This is a genomic window from Ahrensia marina, assembly GCF_042140245.1.
Classification (GTDB): Bacteria; Pseudomonadota; Alphaproteobacteria; order Rhizobiales; family MH13; genus MH13.
Map to the genome: position 1 here is coordinate 601,454 of NZ_CP159483.1, position 21,847 is coordinate 623,300.

Annotated in this window: 16 protein-coding genes and 2 pseudogenes; 5 read left to right on the top strand and 13 right to left on the bottom strand. The window is 57.0% G+C overall.

All coding sequences use genetic code 11. The features are described from left to right. Positions 1–6 precede the first annotated feature (6 nt). The 4 genes from ABWH92_RS02980 to ABWH92_RS02995 form a co-directional block, all read right to left on the bottom strand. Positions 7–1,371, bottom strand: a complete 1,365-nt coding sequence (locus tag ABWH92_RS02980; RefSeq protein WP_375572012.1) for an efflux RND transporter periplasmic adaptor subunit — start codon at positions 1,369–1,371, stop codon at positions 7–9. Positions 1,372–1,530: 159 nt separating this feature from the next. Then, positions 1,531–2,586 (bottom strand): Hsp33 family molecular chaperone, encoded by a 1,056-nt coding sequence (locus ABWH92_RS02985; protein ID WP_375572014.1) that lies wholly within the window; start codon positions 2,584–2,586, stop codon positions 1,531–1,533. Positions 2,587–2,718: 132 nt separating this feature from the next. Next, on the bottom strand, positions 2,719–3,633 hold the full coding sequence (gene argF / locus ABWH92_RS02990; protein ID WP_375572016.1) for an ornithine carbamoyltransferase: 915 nt from the start codon (positions 3,631–3,633) through the stop codon (positions 2,719–2,721). A 54-nt stretch (positions 3,634–3,687) separates the two neighbouring features. After that, complete coding sequence (locus ABWH92_RS02995; protein ID WP_375572018.1) at positions 3,688–4,923, bottom strand: aspartate aminotransferase family protein; 1,236 nt, start codon at positions 4,921–4,923, stop codon at positions 3,688–3,690. 528 nt (positions 4,924–5,451) lie between these two features. On the opposite strand from ABWH92_RS02995, the gene ABWH92_RS03000 reads away from it, so the two are divergent. Then, complete coding sequence (locus tag ABWH92_RS03000; protein WP_375572020.1) at positions 5,452–5,997, top strand: GcrA family cell cycle regulator; 546 nt, start codon at positions 5,452–5,454, stop codon at positions 5,995–5,997. An 86-nt stretch (positions 5,998–6,083) separates the two neighbouring features. Here ABWH92_RS03000 and phoB read toward each other — a convergent pair whose 3' ends face one another. From phoB to ABWH92_RS03040, 8 genes and pseudogenes are all read right to left on the bottom strand, one after another. Continuing rightward, positions 6,084–6,800 carry a phosphate regulon transcriptional regulator PhoB gene (gene phoB, locus ABWH92_RS03005; protein ID WP_375572022.1) on the bottom strand — a complete coding sequence of 239 codons (717 nt, stop codon included), beginning with the start codon at positions 6,798–6,800 and terminating at the stop codon, positions 6,084–6,086. Positions 6,801–6,818: 18 nt separating this feature from the next. Beyond that, positions 6,819–7,538, bottom strand: a complete 720-nt coding sequence (gene phoU, locus ABWH92_RS03010; protein WP_375572024.1) for a phosphate signaling complex protein PhoU — start codon at positions 7,536–7,538, stop codon at positions 6,819–6,821. Positions 7,539–7,603: 65 nt separating this feature from the next. Continuing rightward, the gene (gene pstB / locus ABWH92_RS03015) at positions 7,604–8,350 is read right to left on the bottom strand and encodes a phosphate ABC transporter ATP-binding protein PstB (RefSeq protein WP_375574170.1); all 747 of its coding nucleotides are present in this window, start codon (positions 8,348–8,350) and stop codon (positions 7,604–7,606) included. Positions 8,351–8,517: 167 nt separating this feature from the next. Then, positions 8,518–9,336, bottom strand: a pseudogene (gene pstA / locus ABWH92_RS03020) (phosphate ABC transporter permease PstA); the annotation flags it as partial. A gap of 522 nt (positions 9,337–9,858) precedes the next feature. Then, a pseudogene (locus ABWH92_RS03025) lies at positions 9,859–10,356 on the bottom strand (DUF3333 domain-containing protein); the annotation flags it as partial. After that, on the bottom strand, positions 10,349–11,734 hold the full coding sequence (gene pstC, locus ABWH92_RS03030; protein ID WP_375572026.1) for a phosphate ABC transporter permease subunit PstC: 1,386 nt from the start codon (positions 11,732–11,734) through the stop codon (positions 10,349–10,351). The pseudogene ABWH92_RS03025 and the gene pstC, both read right to left, overlap by 8 nt. Positions 11,735–11,884: 150 nt before the next feature. Next, positions 11,885–12,904 carry a substrate-binding domain-containing protein gene (locus ABWH92_RS03035; protein WP_375572028.1) on the bottom strand — a complete coding sequence of 340 codons (1,020 nt, stop codon included), beginning with the start codon at positions 12,902–12,904 and terminating at the stop codon, positions 11,885–11,887. A 155-nt stretch (positions 12,905–13,059) separates the two neighbouring features. Then, positions 13,060–14,496: an ATP-binding protein gene (locus ABWH92_RS03040; protein ID WP_375572030.1), complete on the bottom strand. Its 1,437-nt coding sequence runs from the start codon at positions 14,494–14,496 to the stop codon at positions 13,060–13,062. 220 nt (positions 14,497–14,716) lie between these two features. Here ABWH92_RS03040 and ppk2 point away from each other — a divergent pair, with 220 nt between their 5' ends. The 4 genes from ppk2 to ABWH92_RS03060 all read left to right on the top strand — a co-directional run bounded on the left by ppk2 (position 14,717) and on the right by ABWH92_RS03060 (position 20,931). Next, complete coding sequence (gene ppk2 / locus ABWH92_RS03045) at positions 14,717–15,583, top strand: polyphosphate kinase 2 (protein ID WP_375572032.1); 867 nt, start codon at positions 14,717–14,719, stop codon at positions 15,581–15,583. A gap of 10 nt (positions 15,584–15,593) precedes the next feature. After that, complete coding sequence (locus tag ABWH92_RS03050) at positions 15,594–16,628, top strand: Gfo/Idh/MocA family oxidoreductase (protein ID WP_375572034.1); 1,035 nt, start codon at positions 15,594–15,596, stop codon at positions 16,626–16,628. Between the two features lie 35 nt (positions 16,629–16,663). After that, positions 16,664–18,268 carry a peptide chain release factor 3 gene (locus ABWH92_RS03055; protein ID WP_375572036.1) on the top strand — a complete coding sequence of 535 codons (1,605 nt, stop codon included), beginning with the start codon at positions 16,664–16,666 and terminating at the stop codon, positions 18,266–18,268. Between the two features lie 134 nt (positions 18,269–18,402). Then, positions 18,403–20,931, top strand: coding sequence for a diguanylate cyclase domain-containing protein (locus tag ABWH92_RS03060; RefSeq protein ID WP_375574171.1), 2,529 nt, complete (start codon positions 18,403–18,405; stop codon positions 20,929–20,931). On the opposite strand, the gene folD is transcribed toward ABWH92_RS03060, so the two are convergent. Then, positions 20,928–21,830: a bifunctional methylenetetrahydrofolate dehydrogenase/methenyltetrahydrofolate cyclohydrolase FolD gene (folD, locus tag ABWH92_RS03065; RefSeq protein ID WP_375574172.1), complete on the bottom strand. Its 903-nt coding sequence runs from the start codon at positions 21,828–21,830 to the stop codon at positions 20,928–20,930. The two genes, ABWH92_RS03060 and folD, sit on opposite strands and share 4 nt — an antisense overlap. Positions 21,831–21,847 lie beyond the last annotated feature (17 nt).

Here is a 21,847-nt window from a genome sequence, read left to right on the forward strand (position 1 = left end):
CGCCCTTTAAGAGGCTGGCTGGACGCGACGCACGGCAACGCCATCGCCAGCATCGGTTAAGCGCGAAGTGACAATTTCTGCACCATCGAGGCTGATATCGTCGACGGCGCGAACCAGGGCATGCGACCCATCCCAGGCAACCAGTTCCACATCACGGCGCTGCAAGCGGTCGTCCACAACAGTGAACAGATGATCTGTGTTGTAGAGAGCCGTTTCCGGTATGCGTATTGTGTTGGAGAAGGCCTGATCGGCGAGTGACACCGATACGAAAGCACCGGGTCGCAGGTTAGCCGTCATCTGTTCGGTGTCCAGGCGACCGAACAAGGCAACCCCACCGGAGGCCGCAGAGATATCGGAGTCTAAGCGATCAATGGTGCCTGCCAGCTGCACATCCTGGCCACCCGTCGACCAGGTGACCGTGATGGGACGCCCGATTAGTGGCTCGACCTCACCGGTCAGACGACCGAATTGGCTGTCGGAAAGGGTGAAACGGACATTGAGTGCACTGTCATCATAAATGGTCGCGACAGCGTCATTGACGGAGATGAGACGACCGATTTCGACGCTTTCAGATCGAATGACCCCGGCAAATGGAGCCAAAAGCGTGGTGCGTTCAAGATCGCGTTCGGCCTGTTGTAGGCGCCATTCCAGCCGCGCGATCTGGGCGCGTAGCTGGTCCAGACGTGCTTCTTCAACGCGCAGATTGGCTTCGCGCTGATCCACGGCCTGTTGGCGCTGAGAAAGCGTAAGCTGGCGAGCTTCAAGATCACGCTCAGTGAGTTGACCGCGCTCGACGAGCTGACTTGCACGGGCAAGATCCCGCTCTGCCAAGTTAACTTGTTCAACAGAACGGGCTAGCTGATCACGCTCCAAACCGGATCGTGCTTCGGACTCAGCACGGCTGGCGCGCGCCTCGGCCAAATTGGCCTCTGCCTCAACAACTGCGCCCTCATAAGAGAAGCGGTCGATCTCAACCAATGGCGCGCCGGCATCGATGCGTCGACCGGCCTCCAGATTGGGGTGCACACCTGTGATCTCGCCTGCAACAAGGGCGCGAAGGTCGACCAAGCGACCTGCTACCACTTCACCGAAAACACGGATGGTGGGGCTGTGGGTGGCCACCTGCGCTGTTTGGGTCAGCACCGGCACTTGCCGCTCAACAGCCGGGCGCTGCGGCACCTCTGGCCTGCTATCGATCAAGCGCTGCATCACCGTGACTGCGCCTGCAACAATGGCAATGGCCAGCACTGCCGAAATCATCGTCTTGCCAGCAACCCACAAAGGAGAAGTGGCGCGCGTTGCTTGCGGCTCCTCCACCGTTACAAGCTCGGTCTCGTCATCACGGGTCGGATTAAGATCCGGATTCAGCATGGCATTAAGCTCATCGCGCAAAAAAGGGCTGGTGTCCGTTTACGATGCCAACCGTGCCACAGATGCTCTCAAAGCGAGAGTTAAAGATTGGTCATCTTGGTGTTGATGCAAAAAGGTCGGCCAAACCGTTGGTTTTGACCGACCTTATTACTGGTGCCGTTACATCGCTTCGTAGGTGGTGGGATCGAAACGATACTGCTTGGAACAGAACTCGCAGGTCACCTCGATGGCCCCATCCTTGATCATGCCCTCATCGGGATTGTCTCCGAAGGTCTTAACCGTTGCTTGCACGCGCTCAGCGGAGCAGGTGCAGCTCTCGCGAACCGGCATGGCCTCAAACACGCGCACCCCACGCTCATGGAACAAACGGTAGAGCAACTGATCGGAACCGACTTGCGGATCAACCAGTTCAGCGGCTTCGATGGTGCCGATCAATGCCTCTGCTTCGCGCCAATGGTCGGGCTGATCAACAGACATGTCGGTGCCCGTTTCGCCATTTGGATCGTCGCCAGGATGCAAGTCCTGCACTGGAAGTTGGCTTGTGTCGCGTGGCAGATACTGGGCGAGAAATCCGCCGGCCCGCCATTTGGCTTTGCCTGCATCGCCGCGATCCACCGTCTGCGCTACAGCTAGGCGCACAAGCGTTGGAATCTGTTCCGATTGCAGGAAGTAGGCCTGCGCCATTTCCTCAAGGCTCTTGCCCTGCATGGCCACCACACCCTGGTAGCGGTTCATGTGGGCGCCCTGATCAACCGTCAGCGCCAGATGGCCTGCGCCCAGCAGCTCTGAGGGCTCGGTTAGACCGGCAGCAACGGCTTCTTCCAAACGTGCATCATCGAACCGTGCCATCGCACGCACCGCATCGGGTGTTTGGAAATCGACCACCAGAAGGGATACCGGGCCATCGCCTTGGGCTTGGACGATGAAGCGACCATCAAATTTGAGAGCTGTGCCCAAGAGCAGCGTGAGTGCAACCATCTCTGCGAGCAAGCGGGCGACGGGCTGTGGGTAGTCGTGACGATCCAACAGATCATCAATGGCGCCACCAAGGCGGATGACGCGGCCGCGCACATCCAGCTCTTCTACCGCAAACGGCATAACATGATCATCGTCGCTGGCGTGAAAACTCGCTGGCGCACGTGACGTGGGCTGGGACAACAGGTTGGGCTGCCCGGTGGGATCGGTCCCGCCGGAAGAAGGTGGGTTCGGTGTCATGGGGTGTCTCATCATGGGAGAAAGGAGGCGCCAAACCATGCGACGCCCTGTTATCCGATAAGATAGTGAGGCAGGTCCAGAATCCAAGCCACATCACTGAAGCCGCTCACCAGGGGCGATCTTGTGTCTGCGCTACTCGACCAGACCGAAACACCAAGCCAGGACCCCCTTTTGGGCGTGCAGGCGGTTTTCTGCCTCATCGAACACGACCGACTGTGGACCATCAATGACGCTGGTTGTCACCTCTTCCTCGCGATGGGCAGGAAGGCAATGCATGAAGAGCGCGTCAGGGTTGGCGCGGGCCATCAAGCGGTCATTCACTTGATAGGGCGAGAGAAGGTTGTGGCGACGCTGCGCCTGGTCATCACCCATGGAAACCCAGGTGTCAGTGATGACAAGATCGGCACCCTCAGCGGCGGCATCCGCGTCAGTTGTGACTTCCAGCTTGGCCCCTGCAGCATGGGCCTTGGCAACCACATCGTCGCCCAGAGCCATTTCGGGTGGCGAGGCGACCACAATGGTCATATCGATATGAGCCGCGGCGTGAATCCAACTGGTCAAAACATTGTTGGTGTCACCGGACCACATGACGCGCTTGCCCGCCAGTGAGCCCCGATGTTCCTGATAGGTCATGATATCGGCCATGACCTGGCAAGGATGCGAGATCTTGGTCAGTCCATTGATCACCGGCACTGTGGCATGCTCGGCGAGACCGGTAAGCAGATCATGGTCGAGCGTACGGATCATGATGCCATCGACCATGCGCGAAAGCACTTTGGCCGTGTCGTGTACGCTCTCGCGTTTGCCAAGTTCAATCTCAGCGCCAGTGACCATAAGCGTCTGTCCGCCGAGCTGGCGCATGCCGACATCAAACGACACGCGGGTGCGCAGTGAAGGCTGTTCGAACACAAGCGCCAGCACTTTGCCGTCCAATGGCTTGTCGGCGGTGCCAGCTTTCAGCGCACGCTTGCGGGCATGGCCATCGGCAAGAACCGCCTCAAAGGTGGTGTTGGAAAGCGTATCAATATCAAGGAAATGACGGGTCATAGGTGTCAGCCCGGTTGCAAGAGAAAACGAAGGGTTAGGCGTTGGGCGCGCTTGTTAGGACTGGCGCGCATCATCCAGCTGGCGGGCGGTCTCTTCCAGCACATCCATGGCAAACGCGATATCATCGCGTGTGATGATCAATGGCGGAAGCAAACGCACCACATTGTCGCCAGCGCCTACCAAAAGCAGACCCTGGTTGCGCGCAGCGGCCACAACGTCGCCAACGGGGATTGCGCATTTAAGGCCCATCAAAAGGCCCTCGCCGCGTACCTCGGTAAAAATGTCGGGATAGAGGTCAATCAGTGCACCCAGGCTTTGAGTCAAATCGCGCGCCCTCGCTTGCACAGTGTCCAAAAACCCTTCTTCAAGCACAACATCCAGAACCGCGTTCCCAGCCGCCATGGCCATGGGATTGCCGCCATAGGTGGTACCGTGGGTACCTGGAACCATGGCCGCAGCAACCTTAGCTGTCGCAAGGCACGCTCCGAGCGGGAAACCACCGCCAATGCCTTTGGCCACCGCCATGATGTCTGGCTCAAAGCCAAGCCGCTGGTGGACGAACAAATGGCCAGATCGACCAACACCGGTTTGCACCTCGTCAAGGATAAGGAGCACACCATGCTTGTCGCATGCTTCACGCAAGCCGCGTAGGCATTGGTCCGGCACCGAGCGCACACCACCTTCCCCTTGAATGGGCTCGATCAAAACTGCCGCACAATCCTCGCGCGCTATGGCCTCGTTGAGCGCATCATGGTCACCGAAACCAAGGTTTTCAAACCCAGGGGCCGCCGGACCAAACCCTTCAAGGTAAGACGGGTTGCCACCCGCAGCGATGGTGGCCAACGTCCGGCCATGAAAGGCCCCCTGGAACGTGATGATGTTCACCCGTTCAGGCTGGCCCTGGTCAAAGTGGTAGCGCCGTGCGGTCTTGATCGCGCATTCCAGAGCTTCAGCCCCAGAGTTGGTAAAAAACACTTTTTCGGCGAACGTTGCATCGCAAAGCCGTTGTGCGAGGCGCTTGCCACCATCGATCTGGAACAAGTTCGATGTGTGCCACAGCTTCTCCGCTTGGCTCTTGATGCTATCAACCAGATGGGGATGCGCATGGCCAAGTGCGTTGACGGCAATGCCGGCAACAAAATCCATGTAGCGTCGGCCATCTTCATCGAACAGCCACACACCTTCACCGCGAACGAACGTCTGCGGTGTGCGGTTGTAGGTACCAAACAGTGGATTGTCGTCCGAGCTGTTCGTGGATGATGTCTGGTCGACGGGCAGTGACTGCGCCATGGATACGTGCCCCCTTTGTGGGCCATCGAAAAAACGGTCAGCGCATCAAAGATGCGTTTTTGTACCGTTTTGTTGCGAACGAAAGGGGCGACAACAGCTGAATTTTGCCTGACCTTAGGGCAGGTCCAATGTCGACCCAAAAAAGAAACGGCCCTATGCGGGCCGAGCCCTTGCTGTCTAGCATTTTTTTTCGCTACCCTGTCAAATTTCTAAGTCCTTCTAACGACTCAAGAAACCAGAGGTTTTCCCCGGAAACGGCGGATCTTGTTCACTTTTTTTTAACCTCTGACTCTTGTCACCGATTCAACCACTGGTGTAGCTCTAATGGCGAGGGCCACGAGATGTGGTGGCTGTTTATCATGGACCTGGCAATCACGTGAGCCGTGCCTGCAGAGTGAGAGCACTCTGGCGCGTGCCGTTGGTTTTTGCCGATTGCCAGTTCGTGACGAAGGTAAGTTTTGAGTTTTGGGGCGGGTTTGCGCGGTTCTCCAGAAGAGTTGCGCTGCACATGTGCGGAGGAAACGATCGATGGCTTGGACAGATGAACGTGTCGAAGTGTTGAAGACAATGTGGCTGGGTGGGTCGAGTGCGAGCCAGATCGCAGCTGCTCTTGGCGATGTCACGCGCAACGCCGTCATCGGTAAAGTGCATCGGTTGGGCCTATCGGGTCGCGGCAAGCCAACATCCACAGCAACGCCGCGCGCACGCAAGCCACGCGCACCTTCGTCTGGCACATCACGCCCAAGGCGCAGCACGACAACCGCACGCGTTGGCGGCGGGGCTGGCGTCTCAGTTGGGGCAACAGCGCTTAAATCCGATGAGATGGCCGTTGCCACTCTTGAGCAAGCACCCGTCGCTCGCGGCAATGTTGATCTGGTGTTGGTTGGTGAAAGCCCAAAGCTTTCCATTCAAGAACTGAAAGAAGACACCTGCCGTTGGCCAGTTGGTGATCCGATGAATGATGACTTCCACTTTTGTGGCCGTTCAGCGCTCGATGGACAGCCTTATTGCGAATATCACTGCGGGGTAGCCTTCCAAGCGCCGAATGAACGACGGCGCGACCGGAACCGATAAAACTCCCAGCATTGCTTCACACAGCGCGCCCTTCTCGTTTGGCAAAAGCCCGAGGGGGCGCGTTTTCGTTTCTGGTCTGCTGAGTTCTAAGCAGACTGGCGCGTTGGGTTCTCTTGGAACCGATCATCAAAGGCATAGCCTGCGCCACGCACGGTACGGATGGGATCGCGAGCACGGCCCTTGTTGATGGCTTTGCGCAAACGACCGATATGCACATCGACGGTGCGATCATCGACATAGACATCATGACCCCAGACGCCGTTGAGCAGTTGCTCACGTGAAAACACGCGGCCTGGAGTGCGCATCAGAAACTCCAACAGCCGAAACTCGGTCGGACCGAGATGGATTTCTCGCTCTTGACGGCGAACGCGATGGGTTTCCCGATCAAGTTCGATGTCGCCAACCGTCAAAGCATTGGTGATGAGCTCTGGGCTGCTACGACGCAGAAGCGCTTTGATCCGCGCCGCCAGTTCTGGGATCGAGAACGGTTTGACCACATAATCATCGGCACCGGTTGTCAGGCCGCGCACACGCTCGGCCTCTTCACCGCGGGCGGTGAGCATGATGATGGGCGTTGAGCTGGTTTGCGCCCGTGAACGGATGCGGCGGCAAAGCTCGATGCCCGACAGTCCAGGCAACATCCAGTCGAGCAGAATGAGATCAAATGTGCGCTCTTGTAGACGCGTTTCAGCGTCATCGCCGCGCATAGCCACATCAACATCGTAGCCAAGTGCTTCGATGTTGTACTTCAGAAGCTCCACAAGTGGTGCTTCGTCCTCAACGATCAGAATGCTCGGTTGCACGGGCTACCTCAACGTCGCTTAGTTGGGCCGGTTTGGCTCGGACACTGCCGTGCCGAGCTCATCCTGCTTGGGTCGGTTTACCGCCATCATCTCGCCGGTCCGCGTGTAGATCGCCCGTTCGGCAATGTTGGTGGCATGGTCGCCGATGCGCTCAAGGTTCTTCGCGCAGAACAGCAAGTGCGTGCAGGAGGAAATGTTGCGCGGATCTTCCATCATGTAAGTCAGAAGCTCGCGGAACAGAGAGGTGTAGAGCGCGTCGATTTCCGCGTCATGGCGCCAAACATCTTCCGCTTTGGCGGTGTCGCGTTCCACGAACGCCTCAATGGACCGTTTCAACTGGCCAAGCACAAGGCGCGAGAGGCTATCGACACCATGCGCCAAGGTGCGCTGTTGGATCGTGCCATCAATGATGAGCGCGCGCTTGGCGATGTTTTTTGCCAGATCGCCCACGCGTTCCAAGTCTTGGCTAACGCGCATTGATGAAACAATCACACGCAGATCATCGCCCATGGGCTGGCGACGGGCAATCAGCAGAACGGCATCGCTTTCAATCTTGCGATCGGCTTCATCCACGCGATCATCATCGGCAATCACACGTTCGGCTTCATCGCGTGCGCCGGTCATCAGGGCGTCGACGGCAAGCTCCACAGAGCGCTCGGCCCAACCGGCCATCTGCGCCAGTTCCAGCAAGAGGTCACGCAAGTCGGTGTCAAACGCGGTAACGATATGTTTGGTCATTCAAGAAGCTCCTTTAGAGCCATCCAAAAGCATTGGTGTTCTGACTATACAGCAGAACAGTTCACTTAGCCGAAACGCCCGGTGATGTAGTCGCGGGTGCGGTTGTCACGCGGATTGGTGAAGATCTGATCGGTGGCACCGACTTCAACCAAAATGCCCAAGTGGAAAAACGCGGTGCGCTGAGAAACGCGCGCAGCTTGCTGCATCGAGTGGGTGACGATGACGATGGTGTAGTTCTCACGCAGTTCGTCAATCAGCTCTTCCACTTTAGCCGTCGCGATTGGATCGAGCGCTGAACAAGGCTCATCCATCAGCAACACTTCCGGTGATGTTGCAATGGCGCGGGCGATGCAAAGGCGCTGCTGCTGACCACCCGAAAGACCGGTGCCAGGCGCTTCGAGGCGATCCTTGACCTCATCGAACAAGCCTGCCTTTTGCAAGCTCGTGACCACAATTTCTTCCAGATCGTTCTTGTTGTCCGCCAACCCGTGAATCCGAGGACCATAGGCAACGTTTTCAAAGATCGATTTTGGAAATGGGTTCGGCTTTTGGAACACCATGCCAACGCGGGCACGCAGCTCAACCACATCAATGGAAGGGTCGTAGATGTCCTGCTCACCGATCGTGATTGTGCCTTCCATCCGCGCGATATCGATGGTGTCGTTCATGCGGTTGAGGCAGCGCAGAAAGGTTGACTTGCCGCAGCCAGATGGCCCGATGAGCGATGTAACTTGGCGTTCGCCAACATCTAAGTTGATGTCGAACAGAGCTTGCTTGTCACCATAGAAAACATTGACATCAACGCCCTTCATTTTGACGGATTCTGGTGGAGCGTCGGTGATGGTGGTTCCTCCTGGCAGGACATCGCCAGTGGGAGCAGCAACAGGCGCAGTGGGCGCAGTGTTGCTTTCTCGGACGGTTTGCGTGGTCGACATGGCGATGTCTCCTTGGGGTGCCGTTTACTCGATACGAGGCGCGCTTACCAGCGCCGCTCAAAGCGCTTGCGCAAGATCACGGCAAGAGCGTTCATGGTGATAAGGAAGGCCAGCAGCACCAAAATGGCTGCCGAAGTTTTCTGCCGGAACAGCACTTCTGGGAAGTCAGCCCACATGAAAATTTGCACCGGCAACACCGTGGAAGGATCAAGCGGTGTGGACGGTACATCCACGATGAAGGCCACCATACCGATCATCAGCAGCGGTGCGGTTTCACCCAACGCTTGCGCCATGCCGATGATTGTGCCGGTGAGAATACCTGGCATGGCAAGTGGCAGCACGTGGTGCAGCACTGTCTGCAATTTCGAAGCTCCAACGCCCAAGGCGCCCTCACGGATAGATGGGGGAACAGCTCTAAGGGCAGCGCGGGAGGCGATGATGATGGTTGGCAGTGTCATGAGAGCCAGCACCATACCACCGACGATGGGGGCAGAGCGCGGCATGCCGAAAACGTTCAAGAACACAGCCAGACCCAAAAGACCGAACACGATGGAAGGGACCGCAGCCAGATTGTTGATATTGACCTCAATGATCTGCGTGAACCGGTTTTTTGGCGCAAACTCTTCCAGATAAATGGCGGCTGCCACACCCAGCGGGAAGGCCAAGGAGAGCGTAACGATCATCGTAAAGAAGGAGCCGACAACCGCGCCCCAGATACCGGCCAGTTCAGCCTCACGGCTGGCGCCAGATGTGAAGAACACGGTGTTGAATGTGCGCTCCACACGATCTTGCTCGGCCAGCAGGTCGAGATAAACAATGGATCGATCGTTCAGTTTGCGATTGCGTTCCGGCAGAACGATCTCGCGGATCGACCATTCCTCTCCGACCGCAGATGCCGTGTTTTGCAATGGAATGATCACCTCGCCCTCAATGCCCGTGGCGCTGATGCGCGTGGCTTTGACAACGCCACCATTGATTTCCACCAAAATGGAAGGAAGTGCGGTTGAAAGGGCCTCCTCAGCCCCTGCTGTCTGCGAACGGGCTTGAAGGTCTGCTAGCTCAGCGGTGAGGTTCTCGATATCACGGCCCAGCGAGACGATGCCGCGCTCCAGAATTTCAATCTGGTCTTCAAAGAAGTTGCGACGGCTTTCAGCAACATCTGGCAAGCGTGTTTGGTAGGAAGTGAGGTCCAGCTGAGCACGTTCCAGAGAGCGTTCTTTGCCTTCCAGCTCTCGCATCACGCCTTCTGCTTCCTCGGCCAGGAAGTCTTTCACGTCGGCCAGAAGCTCGCGGAAATCATTGGCGGTGGAAAGGACCTGAATGGTACCTTCTGTGCCAGTGGGTGTTGCCGTGCCGGTTGGCACCACACGGCGTTCCTCCGACACCTGATCCTTAAAATAGAGGTCGGCGGTGTCATCTAGCGGCACGGTGAAGCTAGTTTGCCCAATAGTTCCGTCAGGATCGGTCAGCACCGCGCTACGCACACGCACCGCAGAGCCTGATGAGATAAGACCGGACACTGTGCGACGGTCATCGCGGCTTGCAGCAAACGGATAGAGACTGTGAATGCCATCACGCACAACTGCATCATAGTTGGCACGACGCAGAACGCTTTCGCCCTCATTGTTCGGATCCAACACTTCCTGCGAAAGGTTCACCGGGATTGTCACTTGATGAGACACAAAAGCTGGAAGGGCCTGACCGACGATTGTCGACAGAAGCAAAACCAAAAAGAACCCAGCGGTGAGCACGGCAGCAATGCCACAGAGCTTGAACCGAAATTCGGAGGCGTATCTTGCCTTTAGGCGGCGGCGGGCTGCATCGGAGGTGTGCAGGCCGGGCGCGACAGAACCGCCGGAGGGAGCAGAGGCAATATCAGTCATACTGTTCACGGTACCTTTGCACGACGCGCAGGGCGATGAAGTTGAGGGTCAGCGTGACACAGAAGAGCAGCAGACCCAGGGCGAAGGCTGCCAGCGTTTTGGCGCTGTCGAACTCTTGGTCACCAACAAGCAATGTCACGATTTGAACGGTCACGGTCGTCACCGCTTCCAGCGGATTGACGGTGAGATTGGCGGCCAGACCAGCAGCCATCACCACGATCATGGTTTCGCCAATGGCGCGCGAAATGGCGAGGATCATCGCCGAGACGATGCCTGGCAGCGCTGCAGGCAGAACCACACGGCGAATGGTTTCAGACTTGGTTGAGCCAAGCGCCAGCGAGCCATCGCGTAGTGATTGCGGAACCGCCGTGATGACATCATCAGACAGCGATGAAACGAATGGGATGATCATGATGCCCATCACCACGCCAGCCGCCAGTGCGGATTCTGACGACACGTCCAAACCGAACCCTTGGCCGGTATCCCGGATAAAGGGAGCGACCGTCAACGCGGCGAAGAAACCGTACACAACGGTGGGCACACCGGCGAGAATTTCCAGCACCGGTTTGGCAATCGCGCGCACTGATTTGGAGGCATAGTCAGAGAGGTAGATGGCGGCAAACAGGCCAACTGGCCCAGCAACCAACATCGCAATGAATGTGATGAAAAGGGTGCCAACAATCAGTGGTATGGCACCAAACACTTCGGGGTTTGCGTCCACCACCTCGCCAGCACCAGCAAAGGCCGACTGTGGCGACCAGTGCAGGCCAAACAGGAAATTGTGAATGGGGATCATCGTGAAAAAGCGAATGCTCTCAAAGATGAGCGAAAGCACGATGCCAACCGTGGTGAAGATCGCAACCACTGAGCAGGCAATCAGCAACAGCATCACGGCGCGTTCGACGAAATGGCGCGTGCGGCGCTGGGGCTCGATATTGCGGTAGCCAGCGCGGAAACCAAGCAGAGCGAGCGCGGCCATGATTGCCGTCATCGCGATCAGCGACATGGTTTGCAGTCGCGCATAGACTTCGGCAGCAGCTTCTTTCAGCTCATCGGGAAAGCCGGCGATACCGCCAAACGCCAAAGCACGGGCATCGCGCAAAAAGGCCTCCCTTTCAGGCAGGGAAAGAGCGGCAAACTGATCGGAGAACTGACCAACAACCAACGAGTTCATAATCGGACCCTGGGCGATTGACCATAAGATCAATACGCCAAGTGCTGGGACGGTGGACATGATCGCGAGGTAGCCACCGTGGTAGCTGGGCCGCGAATGCAAAATACTGGTGCTTGTACCAGCCACCTGTCGGGAGCGTTTTGCGCCGATGTAGAGAGACCCGGCGAACAGGGCAATCAACGCTAAGAGAAGCAACCAAAACACGAAAACACACCACCCCGATTGGTCCCACGCGCGAGCTTCGAAGCTGCAAGCGCGATTGACGGAAGATCTGCAAGCCGGGGCTAAGCCTCGAAAAGCAACAGATTGGCAGCGCGCACTTTAGAGCGCGCGCTGCCAATCCACAGACGTGGATTACATAGCGGTGAACGGTGTCAGCGACTGCACTTCAGCAGCAGCTTCGGAACGCGCATCGGCTGGAAGCGGGATAAGGCCACGCTCAGCGAGGTAACCTTCGTCGCCCCAAGCAGCTTCTGAGGTGTACTCAGCGATGAACTCTTCCATGCCCGGGATCACGCCAACATGCTCAGCCTTCACGTAAACGTAGAGCGAGCGAGACACTGGGTATTCGCCAGATGCAATGTTGTCGAAGGTTGGGTCAACGCCATCAACGCGAGCGCCCTTCACGACATCACCGTTTTCGGCGAGGAAAGAGTAACCGAAGATGCCAACAGCATCTGGGTTGGCTTGCAGACGCTGAACGATCAAATTGTCGTTCTCACCAGCGTCAACATAAGCGCCATCTTCGCGCAGCTCTTCAAAGATCGCCTCGCAGGTGTCACCTTCAAAACCAGCTTCTTCGCAACCAGGCTCCATAACCAGCTCAAGGAATGCATCGCGCGTGCCAGAGGTTGGTGGTGGACCAAGCACTTCGATGTCCGCTGTTGGCAGGCCTGGATCGATGTCAGCCCAAGAAACATTTGGGTTGTCCATCAGTTCGCCGTCATCGCCTGGGATCTGTTTGGCCAGGGCCAAGAACAGCTGAGCGCGGGTGAGGTCTAGGGTTGGGCCGTCGACCGAGTTAGCGATGACGATGCCGTCAAAGCCAACGCGCATTTCAACCGGCGTCACGCCGTTTGCGGTGCAGTCTTCCAGCTCAGAAGCTTTCATGCCGCGCGAAGCGTTGGTGAAGTCAGGCGTATCAGCACCAACACCAGCGCAGAAGAGGCGCATACCACCGCCTGTACCAGTTGATTCAACAACAGGTGTGCCGAAGTCGGTCTGCTGACCGAAGCGCTCAGCCACAGCAGTGGTGAACGGGAAAACAGTGGACGAACCAACAACTTGAATTTGGTCGCGTGCCTGAGCTGGCGCAGCCACCATGGCGCCAGCCATAGCAAGTGCGGCAACACTGGTAAGAGTTGCAATTTTCACGAGTCAATCTCCCTGATTGATGCAGAAAATCGTGACAGCGCGGGCAGATCTGACTGAACCACCATTCGAAAATCGCGCTGCACGACTGGGGGTGCAAAGCTTGAATGCGAGCGGACCGTAGTCCTTCGGCATGAGGGTTCTATGACAGTGATGTATCAGTCGTGTGACAGTTTAACCGACTGTTTTTCAATCGCTTTTTCCGCATTATCGGATTTCGACCCGGAATCTGTCATGTAAGGCAGGCGAATGCTGAAGGTCGCACCTTCACCCACTGTGCTCTCAACAATCAGGCGTCCACGATGACGCGCGACGCTGTGTTTGACGATGGCCAAACCAAGACCGGTACCAGAGGCCACGGGGTTGGTGTCCTCGTGGGCGCGATAGAACCGTTCGGTCAGGCGGGGAAGATGCTCTTGAGCGATGCCGGGGCCGTAATCGCGCACCTGCAATTCCACCATGCGAACACCACCTTCAACGGCATCGCGAAGGGAAAGATCAACCCGCTCGCCAGAAGCGGCGTACTTGATGGCGTTCTGCAATAGGTTGGTCACGATCTGGCGCAACTCGCTGGCATCGCCTCGCACCGTGGCGGGGGACTGAGAGGGCTCTAAGTTGAATGTGACATTGGCAGTCTCGGCAGCTGGCTTGGCCAGATCAATCGCCTCACGCACGGTGGCCTCAAGGTTCACACAGTCTGTTGGCGTGCGGTGACCACGCATTTCGATACGATTGAGGGAGAGCAGGTCATCAATCAGCGCCGTCATGCGTTCAGCCTGCTGACTCATAATGGCTAGAAACCGCTCTTGTCCGGCAGGGTCGTCGCGTGCGGGGCCCTGCAAGGTCTCAATGCAGCCGGTGATCGAAGCCAACGGGGTCCGCAGCTCATGGCTGGCATTGGCGACAAAGTCCGAACGCACACGCTCAGAGCGGTAAGTGGCCGTGTCATCTTCAATAACAATCAGCACAAATCGCGCCGGGCCAGCCTCGCGCCGACCGCCGGGATAAGGCATGTCGGACGAACCGGTGTAGGAGAAAGGACCGATATGCAGTCGTAGAACCCGTTCTGATGGCACTTTCTCCAGAATTGTTCGGGTGCTTTCGCGGCCTTGATCAAGAGCGGCCTGAACAGCAGCCAACACATCGGGCTCGCGCAGCCGGAAGGACAGCGGATCGCCAGCTTTGCGTATATCCATCAAATCAGTGGTCGCCTGATTGATGGTACGGATAATCATGCGCTGATCCACCAAAATCACTGGCTGAGGCCAGGCGCGGATCAACTGCTCATAGCTTGGTCTTAAGAGCTTGCGTGGTGCCTTGGTTGCACCAGCCTTAGGCGAGCGTTGGACTGCAACGGTGCCGGTGACGATTGCGGTGGCGGCCAAAAAGATGAATGTGAAAGCTGCTTCCGGCAGATCAATCCGTCCAGACACCAACAGCACACAAACAACCACAGCCACCGCCACGACCATCCATCGCACACGGCGCATTTGCGCCATGTAGCGCTCCACCAAGCTGATCGGCAGGTCCAACGAGCCAGATTGGCTGGCGTTGCCAGATGTCTGCGCAGATGTATTGTCTGTCTCACTGACCATGCTTCCAAGCGACCTTGTCATGCTGTTCGCCCCAAGAAAAAGACGAATCATTGGACGTGACTTTGAATGAACGTCACTAACGTCTAGTCGGTGACAGGCGCGTGACGCAAATGCGGCGTTTCTAAGTAAGCACGCTTGTCATCGCTCTTGACCCCAGGCAGTTTGGGCGCTCGCCCTTATCGCAAGCCATCCCATGGCTGCCTTTTCTGGAACATTTGCCATGTCCTATCCTAGCGAAGTAGACGCAGCGCTTGCCGCCTTTGATCTTGATAATCCGCAGTTCCCAGAGGCTCTGGATGATTTCCAAATGCAGGATGGTGGCTATCCCTATGCCAAGAAATTGAAGCGCTCAAAGTACGAGGCGCGGCTGGAAGACTTGCAGGTTGAGCTGGTCAAGCTGCAGCGACACATGCGGGAGAACGGCCAGCGTTTGGTGGCGATTTTTGAAGGACGCGACGCCGCCGGAAAAGGCGGTTCGATCTTCAACTTCCGCCGCTACCTCAACCCTCGACACACCCACGTTGCGGCGTTGGCCAAACCCACCGAGACCGAACAGGGCCAGTGGTATTTTCAGCGCTACGTCACCCATCTGCCGACCGAAGGTAACATGACACTGTTCGACCGCTCCTGGTACAATCGGGCGGGTGTAGAACCAGTTATGGGCTTCTGTTCACCCGAGCAGCATGAGCAGTTTCTGTCCGAAGCGCCGTCGTTTGAAAAAGCATTGGTGCGCGATGGCATCGTGTTTGTGAAATTCTGGCTCAACATCGGACGGACCACGCAGATCAAGCGCTTTCATGATCGCCGCCACGATCCCTTGAAAGTCTGGAAGCTCTCACCCATTGATTTGAAGGCGCTGACCAAATGGGACGATTATACGAAAGCGCGCGACGAAATGCTGGTGCGCACGTCAACCGACACTGCGCCCTGGACAATTGTGCGCATGAACGACAAGCGTCGTGGTCGTTTGGAGATCATCCGTCATGTGCTTACACATTTTGACTATGAAGGGCGCAATGACGGCATTTTGGGTGCTCCCGACCCGGCTATTATCGGGCTTGACCCTTCTGATCTGACACACGCTTAGGACCAACGGTATGACATTTCGAGCAGGCCTTGTCGGCTATGGCGCTGGCGGGCGTATCTTTCACGCGCCCCTTTTGCGCGCCGCAGGCATCGAACTGGCGGCAATTGCCTCCAGCCGCACAGAAGAGATCGCGCGCGACTTTCCTGATGCCACAGCCTATCCAACGGCCCACGCACTTTTTGAGGATCGCTCGCTGGACCTTGTGATCATCACCACGCCATCGCCAACACATGGCGCCTTGGCCATTGAGGCGCTGCAAGCTGGGCATAATGTTGTGGTCGACAAGCCTTTTGCTGGATCAGTGGAAGAGGCCAATCGGGTCATTGATGCTGGCAAACACGCCAGCAAACTGGTCAGCTGCTTTCAGAACCGGCGCTGGGACAGCGACTTTCTCACACTTAAGGATTTGATGGCACGCGGCGTTCTGGGCGATGTGCATCACATCCATTCATCCTTTTCCTTTTTCAAGCCCGAGCCGCCAACAAGCTGGCACAACGAACCGCTCAACGCCGTTGGCATTCATTTCGATCTTGGCACGCATTTGCTTGATCAACTGGTTCAGCTGTTTGGCATGCCCGACTGGGTAGAAGGCGAAGTGCTCACCCGGCGACCCAACAGCGGTGTGCCCGACAGGCTGCACGCACGGCTCGGCTACCCCAGTGTTCGTGCCATTGCCGAGGCTGACATGTTCTCACCAGAGCACGCCCCACGTTTCGTGGTCCAAGGAACAAAGGCTGGCTGGCGCAAAGACTTTATGGATGGACAAGAAGCGCAGCTCAAAGGTGGGATGAAAGCCCATGATCCCGGGTTTGGCGTGGAACCTCCCGAGAACTACGGGACACTAACAACCTATCCGGACGGGGCGAAAACGGTGGAACGTGCGCCATTGCTTAATGGCGAGCACCACACTTTCTACCGCCTTGTGCGCGAGGCGATCCAAAACGGTACGCCACCACCGGTGACAGGCGAAGAGGTTCGCGATGTGCTCAAAGTGATTGAGGCGGTGGTACAGTCGGGCGAAACAGGGCGTCGCGTCGCGCTCTAGCTTGCACACGAGCCCAATTGCGCTAAACGAGCGGCATGACCAAAACAGCTTCCCCTTACGCCGATGAGATCGATCAGCGGCGCACCTTTGCGATCATCTCTCACCCAGATGCCGGTAAAACCACGCTGACTGAAAAAATGCTGTTTTTCGGCGGTGCCATTCAGCTTGCCGGTGAGGTGAAAGCCAAAGGTGATCGCCGACGCACGCGCTCCGACTGGATGGACATTGAAAAGCAGCGCGGCATCTCGGTCATGACCTCGGTGATGACGTTTCGCTACCAGGGCAATATCTACAATCTGCTTGATACACCCGGGCACGAGGACTTTTCCGAAGATACCTACCGCACGCTTTCAGCTGTCGACAGCGCGATCATGGTGATCGATGCCGCCAAGGGTATTGAGGCGCGCACCCGCAAACTTTTTGAGGTGTGCCGCCTGCGCGACATCCCTATCATCACCTTCATCAACAAGATGGACCGGGAAAGCCTGCATCCGTTTGAGCTTCTGGAAGACATCGAAAACACGCTGGCTTTGGACCTGACGCCGTTTAACTGGCCCATCGGCCAGGGCAAAAACTTTGCTGGCCTTTACGACATGCGCCAAAGCGCCATCCGCCGTATCGATAACCCCTCTGGTGAGCTGGAAAAGGTGAACGGTCCGGAAGACCCCAAGGTCGCTGAGCTTTTCAACGAACATGAGCGCGAGGCTGGCGTTGAAGATCTGATGCTGGCGCTTGAGGCCTCCAAACCCTTCGATGCGGATGCTTTCAATGAAGGCCATTTGTCGCCGGTTTTGTTTGGGTCGGCGCTGCGCGAGTTTGGCGTTAAAGACTTGATTGACACGCTGGGCGCCATCGCCCCGCCGCCTCAGGGACTGGAAGCTGATGTGCGCGAGGTCGCTCCAAGCGAACCTGCGATGACCGGCTTCGTGTTCAAAATTCAAGCGAACATGGACCCCAATCACCGTGATCGCATCGCCTTTATGCGCGTGTGTTCGGGCAAGCTATCGCGCGGCATGAAGGCGCGTTTGGCGCGCACTGGTAAGATGATTGGTCTGCACACGCCGCAGTTTTTCTTCGCGCAAGACCGGGCTTTGGCCGAAGAGGCTTTTGCTGGCGATGTGGTGGGTATCCCCAACCATGGCACGCTGCGGATTGGCGATACGCTGACCGAGGGCGAAGTGCTGGCCTTTCGCGGAGTCCCAAGCTTCGCACCGGAGATTTTGCGCCGCGTTCGATTGGCCGATCCGATGAAGGCGAAGAAGCTGAAAGAGGCTCTGCAACAGCTCGCTGAAGAAGGCGTGACCCAGGTGTTTACTCCTGTCGACGGTTCACCGGCTTTGGTGGGTGTGGTTGGCGCGCTGCAACTGGACGTTTTGAAAGACCGGCTTATGGCCGAGTACAAGTTACCTGTCGATTTTGAGAGCGCGCGTTTTTCTCTCGCACGGTGGGTTGTGTGCGAGGACAAGGCTGAACTGTCCAAATTTGAAACACGCCATCGTGGATCGTTGGCCACTGATCTTGACGGCGCCATGGTGTTTTTGGCCGCTTCGGAGTTTGACCTGACCTATGAAGGCGACCGGTTTCCTAGCGTTCAGTTCTTCGATGTGAAGGATTATCAGCGCCAAGGAATAGCCGCCTAACTATTAGCGACGTCGCTTGGCTGTGGCGGCCATACTTAACGCTTTCGGAACCCCCAAGGGCTAGGCTTGATGCATCCTTAAGTTGATGTATCGACATCCGCCCTATGCGCCAAACAGGCCCTGATCTTTTTGCAATGGTTTCGCCGGACGCTCTGTCCGACGCCTATAAGCGTGCCTTGGATTCGCATTCGATTGTGTCCGTGAGCAACACACAAGGCGTCATTCGCTACGCCAACGACAAGTTCTGTCAGATCATGGGATATGACCTCTCTGAACTGATCGGGCAGAGCTATTCCCTCGTCAACAGCGGCCGCCATGAAGCCGGATTCTTTGAAGAACTCTGGGCGACCGTCAATGGCGGAGAAAGCTGGGTCGGTGAGGTTTGCAATCGCACCAAAGACGGTAAGGAACTGTGGTTCGATAACATCGTGGTGCCGTTGTACGATGATGAGGACGCCGTCACAGGCCACCTCAGCGTGCGCAAAGACATCACAAAGCGCAAGGACGCCGAAGCGCTTGTGGAGCATAGTGAGCAGTTCCTGCTTGGTGTTTCTGAAATAGCGTGCGTCGGCGGATGGTCGCTGGAGATAGAAACCGGCGAGCTCTATTGGTCCGATGAGACCAAGCGCATTCACGACGTGCCACTCGACTACAAGCCAGAGCTGGCCCAAGCCATCGACTTTTATGCCCCTGAGGCGCGTGCTGCGATCACCAATGCGGTCGAAACAGCGATGAGAAGTGGCGAAAAGTGGGACCTCGAACTGCCGCTTCTCACGGCAAAGAAGCGCTCAATCTGGGTACGAGCAGTCGGCCATGCGGTCTTTGAAAACGGAGAGGCCGTGCGTCTTCTAGGCGCTTTTCAAGACATCACCCAGCGCAAGCTTGAAGAGGACGTCCTGCGCGATGAGGTGACCCAGCGCCATTCCGCTGAACAGCTCCTCCGGGATGTTCTTGAGACACTACCAGACGCTGTTGCCGCATATGATGATGAGGACCGCCTGATCGTCTGCAACTCTGCCTATCTTGAGACCTATGCGGCTTCAGCCGAGGCGATCACTCCGGGAGCAACATTTGAAAGCATCATCCGCTTTGGTCTTGCGCGTGGCCAATACAGCGATGCGGGCCCAGACCTTGAAAGCCAAGAAGCTTGGCTGAAGAAACGGCTTGAGGATCACCGCAACCCTCCTGAGCATCTGACGCAGAAACTGCATGACGGCACTTGGCTTCAGGTTCGCGAACATGTGTCAGCCAATGGCTCGACGGTCGGCGTTCGCACGGACGTCACCAACCTCAAGCGTGCCGAGGCGGAGCTGCGCCGCTATGCTGAAACAGATCAGTTGACCGGTCTCCTCAACCGCCGGAGCTTTAATCTGCGCCTTGATACTGCGTTGGAAGAGTTCGCAGCTGGCGCCAGGACTGGCGGCTGTGTGGCTTTGTTCGATATCGATCACTTCAAGCCGATCAACGATGCCTACGGTCATGATGTTGGCGATGAGGTTTTGGTGGAACTGGCCCGACGATTGAGTGCCGTTCTCGTACCCGATGATTTCGCAGCGCGCTTGGGTGGCGATGAGTTCATTTTCGTTCTCACCGACCGCGATGGCCAAACCGGCTACGAAGACGTGATCATCGAGTATTTCGAACGCATGCGCGAACCCATCATGACCATGGCCGGCAAAGTCAGCACCGGCATTTCACTGGGCCTGGTTGAGTTCGAAGGCATCGAACCCAATAGCCGCAGCCTGATGAAGTATGCCGACTTGGCCCAGTATCGCGCCAAGGAAGAGGGGCGGGGCCAATGGTATTGGTTTGCAGCTGCCGACGCTGCAAAACTTCAACAGGCAGACGAACTGGGCAAGGCTCTATCGGCCAATCAAGGAGACCTGGCTTTCACACTGTTGCCAATCGCTGGGGCACATGACGCTGAGCCACTAGGATTCTCGGTGGAACCTTCATGGACCTTCGAGGGCAGCATCTATGAGGGCCAAATACTAAAAGAGCTGGCGCAGAAATCTGGTCAAATCACAAAGCTGTGCAAGTGCGGATTGGAAACAGCGATGATCGCTGTCGGCGATGCACAGGGACGTGGCGCGGACACCGGACAGCTTTGGATCAATTCCAGCACCGATCACATGAAACTCGCGCCGTTTGTCTCGTCGGTTGAAAGGCTGCGCCTAACCCACGGCCTGGAAGCCAGTGCCCTGACCTTTGCCGTGGACGAGGCCGCTTTGATCGACAGGTCTGCCGCCGCCATTCAAGAAACATTTTTGACGCTTGGCCAGCATGGCTACCGTGTTGCGGTGGACAATTTCGGCTCGCACGCATCATCACTGGCGAATCTGGAACGGCTTGGTGTGCACGCCGTTCGTTTTGATCCAGCTCTTACCGATCCGTTGGCTGATCCCCAGGCAGAGGATCGCCTTGTGCGCGGCCTTGTGGCTATGGTCTCAGTGTTGGAAATCGACATATTGGCAAGCCGTGTGGCTGACCCTCGCCATGCGGCACGTTTGGCAAACTTAGGGTTTGCCGCTTTACAAGGCCCTCTTCTTGGGGATCCCATACCGACCGAGGATCTGCCTCTTTACCTGATCGATGCTGCGCGTCGACGCCTGTCCACGGTTCTTGAGGATCGCAAGCCTTCTAAGAGTAAGAGCGCCGCTTAGGCTGGCACCGCCTCGCGTTTGACCCGCGCTTCGGCAGCTTTCAGCGTGTTGGCCATGAGCATGGCAATGGTCATCGGACCAACCCCTTTGGGAACCGGAGTTACAGCACCGGCAACGTCCATCGCCTCGTCAAAATTGACATCCCCCACAAGCTGGCTGGTGCCGAGATTTTGATCCTCAATCCGGTTGATGCCGACATCAATCACAGTTGCGCCCGGTTTGATCCACGAGCGACCTACCATTTGCGGACGCCCAACGGCGGCCACCAAGATATCGGCAGTGTGTGCAAGCGCCTCGATGTTTTTGGTACGGCTGTGGGCAACAGTCACGGTGGCGTTGGCTGCCAGAAGGAGATGGCTAATCGGGCGACCAACAATGGTTGAGCGGCCAAGAACAACGGCGTTTAATCCCGACAAATCCTTGCCATGGATGGTGCGGATCATATGCATGATTCCCGCTGGCGTGCACGGCAGAAGCGGGTTGTCGACATCGCCGGATGCCAACCGTCCGGCATTGATGGGGTGGAAGCCGTCAACATCTTTGCCTGGATCAATGGCACTAAGCACAGCGTCTGCATCGATGTGGGTGGGCAAGGGCAGCTGCACCAAAATGCCGTCAATTGTACTGTCATTGTTGAGCCGATCGACAACCGCCAACAGATCGGTTTGCGAAAGGTCTGCCGACTGCCGGATTGTGACGGAATGAAACCCGCATCTTGCAGCCATCTTGCCTTTTGATCGGACGTACACCTGACTGGCTGGGTCTTCACCAACCAAAACAACGGCCAGACCAGGCTGGCGCCCTTGAGCAGCGGTGAACCGAGCCGCCACATCGGCGACCGCATCGGTTACGCTTTTAGCCAACGCTTTGCCATCAATGAGGACTGCCTGACGAGGCATTTGCCGGTTTTGGGTTT